General features: G+C 70.0%; 6 protein-coding genes. 2 read left to right on the top strand and 4 right to left on the bottom strand.

Annotated elements, in window-relative coordinates:
* Nucleotides 1-103: 103 nt before the first annotated feature.
* The 3 genes from ACIGXE_RS08805 to ACIGXE_RS08795 form a co-directional block, all read right to left on the bottom strand.
* Nucleotides 104-517, bottom strand: a complete 414-nt coding sequence (locus ACIGXE_RS08805) for a hypothetical protein (RefSeq protein ID WP_399744938.1) — start codon at nucleotides 515-517, stop codon at nucleotides 104-106.
* A gap of 219 nt (nucleotides 518-736) precedes the next feature.
* Nucleotides 737-1,177, bottom strand: a complete 441-nt coding sequence (locus tag ACIGXE_RS08800; RefSeq protein WP_399744936.1) for a VOC family protein — start codon at nucleotides 1,175-1,177, stop codon at nucleotides 737-739.
* A 231-nt stretch (nucleotides 1,178-1,408) separates the two neighbouring features.
* Nucleotides 1,409-3,391: an amino acid transporter gene (locus ACIGXE_RS08795; RefSeq protein WP_399745182.1), complete on the bottom strand. Its 1,983-nt coding sequence runs from the start codon at nucleotides 3,389-3,391 to the stop codon at nucleotides 1,409-1,411.
* A gap of 522 nt (nucleotides 3,392-3,913) precedes the next feature.
* Here ACIGXE_RS08795 and ACIGXE_RS08790 point away from each other — a divergent pair.
* Complete coding sequence (locus ACIGXE_RS08790; RefSeq protein ID WP_399744934.1) at nucleotides 3,914-4,621, top strand: response regulator transcription factor; 708 nt, start codon at nucleotides 3,914-3,916, stop codon at nucleotides 4,619-4,621.
* Nucleotides 4,622-4,628: 7 nt separating this feature from the next.
* Here ACIGXE_RS08790 and ACIGXE_RS08785 read toward each other — a convergent pair whose 3' ends face one another.
* On the bottom strand, nucleotides 4,629-5,168 hold the full coding sequence (locus tag ACIGXE_RS08785) for a CAP domain-containing protein (protein WP_399745180.1): 540 nt from the start codon (nucleotides 5,166-5,168) through the stop codon (nucleotides 4,629-4,631).
* A gap of 86 nt (nucleotides 5,169-5,254) precedes the next feature.
* Here ACIGXE_RS08785 and ACIGXE_RS08780 point away from each other — a divergent pair, with 86 nt between their 5' ends.
* Nucleotides 5,255-6,286 (top strand): SGNH/GDSL hydrolase family protein, encoded by a 1,032-nt coding sequence (locus ACIGXE_RS08780; protein ID WP_399744932.1) that lies wholly within the window; start codon nucleotides 5,255-5,257, stop codon nucleotides 6,284-6,286.
* The last annotated feature ends 87 nt before the right edge of the window (nucleotides 6,287-6,373 follow it).

Genomic DNA, 6,373 nt, shown 5'->3' with positions numbered 1-6,373 from the left:
CGGGCCACCCGCGGGGGCCCGCCCCCCCGCCCCCCGCCGGCGCGCCGGCCCCCCCCCCCCCCGCCGCGCGGCCCCGCGGCCCCCCCGGGGCCCGGGCGGTGTGTCACTCGGGTTGTGTGACCGTCAGGGCCCAGCGGATGTCGTCGCTGGAGGCGTCGACCCCCACGGTGAACGAACCGGACTTCACGACGCCCGCGTCCATCGTCACCGAGCCCACCCCCGCGGTGCCGACAGGGCAGTCCACGGTGAACGCCGCGATCTGCGCCTGCTGTCGCATCGTCACCTGCACACTTCCGCCGCCTTCGCAGGCCACGGTGAGCACGGTGGGCAGCCCCTCCCACGCTCCGCCTGACGCGACGCCACCGTCCCCGGTCATTTCCTCGACCCACACCAGGCCGTCCGGCCCGGGATGGGGAAGGAGATCTCCGCTCGCCGCGGCGGCGGGCACCACGCTTACGGCCGTCAGCCCGCAGGCTGCCAGTATCGCCGCGGCCATGGTCTTCTTCGCGCGTATCACATCTACTCCTCGGTCAACTGGGTAGGGAAACGGCACTGTCAGGGTGAGGACGGGGGCCATGAGTACGCGTACGCATGACCACGGTGTCGCCCAGTCCCGGCGATCAAGAACGTGTTCCACAGCGTGACATAGAAATTGAACACGTTCAAGTCTGCGGTCACGCGGCCGACGGCACCACCCAGCGCCTGATGCGCACGGAGCGCGGTCCGCGAGGGGCCGTCAGCCGATCTTTTCGGCCAGGGCGACGATGATGCCAGAGGGGCCGCGGAGGTAGCAGAGACGGTAGGTGTCCTCGTACCGCGCCACCTCGCCGAGCAGTTCGGCGCCGTGGGTGCGCAGGCGGGCGATGGTGTCGTCGATGTCGTCGACGGCGTACATGACCCGGTGCAGGCCCAGTGTGTTCGGCGGCGGGTTGTGCGATGCGTCGCCGATCGCCGCGGGGGTGCGGTACTGGGCGAGCTCCAGCCTGCCGTGGCCGTCCGGGGTGCGCATCATCGCGATGGTGCTGCGGACGCCCTCGAGCCCGACGGCCTGGTCCGCGAAGAGGCCCTCGATCTCCGCCTTGCCTTCGAGCTCCATGCCCAGCTCGGAGAAGAAGGCAACGGCGGCGTCCAGGTCCTCGACGACGATGCCGACGTTGTCCATCCGCTGCAGCGCCATGACATTTCTCCCTCTGCGATACCGGCCTTCGAGACCACCGGTATACCGAGGACAGAGCCGCCGGGCGCTCCTCGACACCCACGAACGGGCCGTGTTCCTCCGTCTTCGAGTACGTCGGCCCGTGACTGTGTTCACGTACGAGCCCGGTCCCCTGCCCCGGCCTCGAACGGCACGCTGAGCAGCCCTCCCCCGCCTCGGGCTGCCGAGGCGGGGGACCTGGGGCGCCGTCCGTCAGCCGCCGACGTGGATGCCGGGGCGGCGTCCGGGGTCGGGTTCGTGCTTGCGGATGATCTCGCGGGTGACGGGTGCGGTGTCCCCGCGGCCGAGGAGGAAGTAGCGGAACATGTGCTTCAGGGGACTGCCTTCGGCCCAGGCGAAGTAGCAGTGCGGCAGGACGCCGGTGGTGTTGCGCAGGGCCAGGAGAATCGCGGCGATGGCGTTCGGGGCGGCCGGAGCCTCGGCGCGCAGGATCCGGTACCCGTCGACCTCCACGCCGTGGATGGCGAGGACGTCGCTGAAGTCCGAGGGGTCGACCACGTCGATCTCCAGGAAGATGACGTCGGCCGGGCCGGGGACCGGATTGGTGCCGCGCTGCTCGCGTTCCTTGTCACGGTATTCGGCGCTGTCGCCGGACTGGCGGCGGTTGGCGATGAGGTTGATGGCGTTGTCGTGGGCGAGGGTGTCGGCGACGAACCGGCGGGCGGCCTCGTCGAAGACGATGCGGTCGACGCGCAGCTCCGTGGTGCGTGAGACCCGGGAGATCAGCGAGACGACGACGATGCCGGCGATGAAGAACCCGGAGATGGTGATGCCGTCGGGCTTGTCGACGATGTTGTAGACCAGCGCGTAGAGCAGCACCAGGCAGAGCAGTGCGAAGCCGATGGCGGCCGCGCGGCGACCCTGGCGCGCGACGGAGACGGTGACGGCGAAGGCGCCCGAGACCATCATGGCCAGGATGCCGGTGGCGTAGGCACCCGCCTGCGCGTCCACGTCGGCGTCGAAGGCGATGGTGATCAGGACGCACACGGCGGTGTAGACGAGTACGACGGGCCGCACCGCGCGCCCCCATTCGGGGGCCATGCCGTAGTCCGGCAGGTAGCGGGGGACGATGTTGATCAGCCCCGCCATCGCGGACGCGCCGGCGAACCACAGGATGAGGATCGTGCTGATGTCGTAGACCGTGCCGAAGGCCTCCCCCACCTGCTCGTGGGCCAGCCAGGCCAGGGCGCGGCCGTTGGCGGCGCCGCCGGGCTGGAACTCCTTCTCGGGGATGAGGACGGTGGTGACGAAGCTGGAGGCCAGCAGGTAGACGCTCATGATGAGCGCGGCGGTCGTCAGCAGCCTGCGGGTGTTGCGGATACGAGAACGGAGCCGCTCCTCGTCGTCATCGCCCTCGGCCGACACCAGGGGCATCATGCTGACCCCGGTCTCGAAGCCGGACAGGCCGAGCACCAGCAGGGGGAAGGCCAGCAGCGCCGGTTTCATCAGGTCGCCGAATCCGCCTCCGCCCTCGACGAGTGCGTCGGTCCAGGCCGTGAACGCCCCGGGGGTCGTCACGACGTGCGCCAGGCCGAAGGCGATGACGACCGCGTTGAGTACCAGGAAGACCACGACCAGCGGGATGGCCACGCTGACGGCCTCGCTGAAGCCGAGGAGGAACACCCCGCCCAGGACCAGCAGCAGGGCCACCGTGAGGGCCACCTCGTGGCCGTGCAGCGCCTCGGGGAAGAAGGGGTTCTCCACCACGTGGACGGAGGCGTCCGCCGTGGACAGGGTGATCGTGATGATCCACGAGGTCGCCACGAAGCCGAGCAGGACGAGCACGAACAGCTTGCCCCACCAGAAGGGCAGCAGGTCCTCCAGCATGGCCACGGACCCGGCACCGTGCGGGCTCTCCTTGGCGACCCTGCGGTACATCGGCAGCATGCCCAGCAGGGTCAGCGCCACGATCAGCAACGTCGCCAGGGGCGACACCGCTCCCGCGGCGAGCGCGGCGATGGCCGGCACGTAAGCGAGGCTGGAGAAGTAGTCGACCCCGGTCAGGCACATCACCTTCCACCAGGCGTGCGGCTCGGCGTGTCCCTCCCCCGCGGCCGGTCCGACGGGCTGCACCTGATGGCGTAGCAGCCACCGTGCCAGCTTCCCGGTGGGCTGCGGTCGCGGCGCCGGACTGTCCATCACCTCGGGCACGGCCGGGCCGTTCGGATCCCTCATGTCTCCCATCGGCTTTCCTCACTCCTACGCACACGGTCCGGCGGCACCGCGCTTCGCGGCGACGCGATCAACGAGTATGCGGGTTCGACACACCTGTGTTGACCGTGACCTTCCGGCTGCACACCCAGGGGCCTTCCCCAAGGCGCCGTCAAGACGCTTCACCCATGGGGAGATGAGGCTCTGTGTCGCCGGCTGGAATCGCGACGTCCGTCGTCGCGGCAGGCGAGCCGCCACGTCGACCGAGCCGAACAGCCGGCAGGCCGGGACGCTCGGCGAGGCGCCACCTCGACCACCCGCATATGCCCTTCCAGCTGGGCGGTTGTGCTGGGCGGGCCGCCTGGGCGTCGCCGTCGGCCGACCGTGTCCCAGGCAACCGCCGTACCGCTCAAGCCCTCTGGGACAGCGGCCGCCCAGTGGCAGCACCATGCGAGCGCCCACCGTCCGGGAGACCTCGGGGGCCGGGCATCGTGGTCGCCCGACGGGCTGTCCGAATGGCGGACAGCCCGCTGTAGGGTGTGCGCCATGCCCTGCGTACTCGTGGTCGAAGACGACCCCAGCATCCGTGCCTCGCTGATGGAGATCCTGGCGGAGTACGGGCACACGGTGCGCAGCACGGGCGACGGCTTCGGCGCCCTGCGGGAGGTCACTCAGGGTGCGCTGGACGCGGTGGTGCTCGACCTCGGCCTGCCCGACCTCGACGGCTGCGACGCCCTGCGCATGATCCGCGGTATATCGAACGTGCCCGTGGTCGTGGCGACCGCCCGGGACGACGAGAGCGAGATCGTCAAACTGCTGAACGCGGGAGCGGACGACTACCTCGTCAAGCCCTTCTCAGGGGCGCAGCTCATGGCCCGGCTCGCGGCGGTGCTGCGGCGCAGCGCGTTCCCCGCTCCCGTCGCCGGGCAGGCCCCGCCCGCCGACCCGTCGAGTCCGGTGACGGTCGGGGAGCTGACGGTGGACCCGCTGGCACGTTCGGCCCACCTGGCGGGGCGTGAGCTGCTCCTCACCCGGCGGGAGTTCGACCTGCTGGCCTTCCTCGCCCGGCACGCCGGCACGGTCGTCTCCCGGCGCCGGCTGCTGGCGGAGGTCTGGCGCGAGGCGTACATCGAGGACCAGACGATCGACGTGCACGTGTCCGCGCTGCGCCGCAAGCTCGGCGAGCGGGCCTCGGCACCGCGCTATCTGCGCACGGTGCGCGGTGTCGGCATCAAGCTGGTGGCGCCGCACTGAGGGCGGCTCAGGGGGGTGTGCCGAAGTCCTGGATCCTGGGTCCTGAGTCCTGGGTCCACGAAGGGCCGCCGTCGGTGCCGACGCCGACGCCGATCTCGGTGAAGCCGCAGTTGAGGATGTTCGCCCGGTGGCCGGGGCTGTTCATCCAGGCGTCCATGACGGCGGCCGCGTCGGCCTGTCCCTTGGCTATGTTCTCGCCGGACCGTGACCACGGGTTCTCCGTACCGCCGCCCCGTGGCCGCACCGGCACACGGTCTTTTGGCCAATCACGCGCAGGCGACCGCTTGGGCCATGAGACTCGACTTCGACGGCCGTACGCGCGTTCGGCACGGCTGACTGCATGCCAGATGCATGTGCTCCCGCAATTGCATGGCCAGGCTGTCGGACCTGCGCGCCGGTCGGGCGAGCCCCCTTTCTCTTTCGGGTCGTAATCGCTTCCGGCCGCGGCGGACTCGCCTCTCCGGCACCCCTGACGACCAGCCGAGACGCAGATTCGCCGGGGTGCTGTCCAAGATCGCCTGGTTGCAGTCCACCGCCACTGGATCATCACGTTCCGCTTATGGATGAATACGGAGCGTTCCGGCTCGCCTCTCCTCGTGAGCCTCGATGAAAGGGCACGGCATGTCCCCGGTCATGCGTAAGACGACGAAAACTCCAGCGGTAGGGCGATGGGTCGCCGCGGCTGTCGCGCTGGGCAGCTGCCTGGCGCTCGCCGGCACAGCGCCCACCGCGGGCGCGGTGCCCGCCGACCCCGTACCGACCGTCTTCTTCGGCGACTCCTACACCGCCAACTACGGCATCGCCCCCGTGAACAACGAGGGCACCGAGAGGGTCTTCTGCTTCCAGGCGAAGGAGAACTACCCAACCGTCGTCACCCGCCGCCTCGCGGACAAGGGCATCACGCTCAGCGTCCAGTCGGATGTCTCCTGCGGAGGCGCCCTCGTCCACCACTTCTGGGAGAAGCAGGAGCTGCCCTTCGGACTCGGCGAGCTGCCACCGCAGCAGGAGGCGCTCAAGGACGACACCCAGCTGGCCGTGGGCAGCATGGGCGGCAACACGGTGGGCTTCAGCCGCATCCTGAAGCAGTGTTCCGCCAAGCTCCGCGGCGATGAGGGGGCCCTGCTGCCGGGAACGCCGGTGGACGGGGACGAACCGGCCGCCAACTGCCGCGAGTTCTTCGAGTCCGGCGACGGGAAGGAATGGCTGGACGCTCAGTTGGAGCGGGTCGGGTGGGAGCTGGAAGAGCTGCTCGAACGCATCCAGTACTTCTCCCCCGACGCCAAGCGTGTCCTGGTCGGTTACCCCAGGATCGTGCCCGCCGACACCACCAAGTGCCTGACCGCGGCGCCCGGCCAGACGGAGCTGCCGCTCGCCGACATCCCACAGGACGCCCTGCCCTTCCTGGACCAGGTCCAGAAGCGGCTGGACGACGTCATGAAGAAGGCCGTCGCGGACGCCGGCGCGAACTTCGTCGACCTCTACGCCCTTACGGGCGCCAACACGGCCTGCGACGGCGCCGACCGGGGCATCGGCGGCCTGTTCGAGGACTCCCAGGTCAAGTTCGGTGAGCAGGCCCTCCCTTGGTACGGGCACCCCAACGAGAAGGGCCGCGACATCCAGGCCCAGCGCGTGGCCGACAAGGCTGCGGAGGTTCTCAATCAGTAGGGGGGTACGTCCCCCATCCGTGACCGGGCGTGCTCCTGACCGCGCACGGACCGGTTTCCGTCATCGCCCCTAGCCCATAGCCCATAG

The sequence above is a fragment of the Streptomyces sp. NPDC053431 genome (genome assembly GCF_044544925.1).
Taxonomy (GTDB): domain Bacteria; phylum Actinomycetota; class Actinomycetes; order Streptomycetales; family Streptomycetaceae; genus Streptomyces.
This window is presented reverse-complemented; position numbering and strand designations above follow the sequence as displayed.

Excerpts from the sequence above, each read along its gene's own strand:
- ACIGXE_RS08800 (WP_399744936.1), bottom strand. The coding sequence starts at position 1,177 with ATGGCGCTGCAGCGGATGGACAACGTCGGCATCGTCGTCGAGGACCTG.
- ACIGXE_RS08795 (WP_399745182.1), bottom strand. The coding sequence starts at position 3,391 with ATGAGGGATCCGAACGGCCCGGCCGTGCCCGAGGTGATGGACAGTCCG.
- ACIGXE_RS08790 (WP_399744934.1), top strand. The coding sequence starts at position 3,914 with ATGCCCTGCGTACTCGTGGTCGAAGACGACCCCAGCATCCGTGCCTCG.
- ACIGXE_RS08785 (WP_399745180.1), bottom strand. The coding sequence starts at position 5,168 with ATGATCCAGTGGCGGTGGACTGCAACCAGGCGATCTTGGACAGCACCC.
- ACIGXE_RS08780 (WP_399744932.1), top strand. The coding sequence starts at position 5,255 with ATGCGTAAGACGACGAAAACTCCAGCGGTAGGGCGATGGGTCGCCGCG.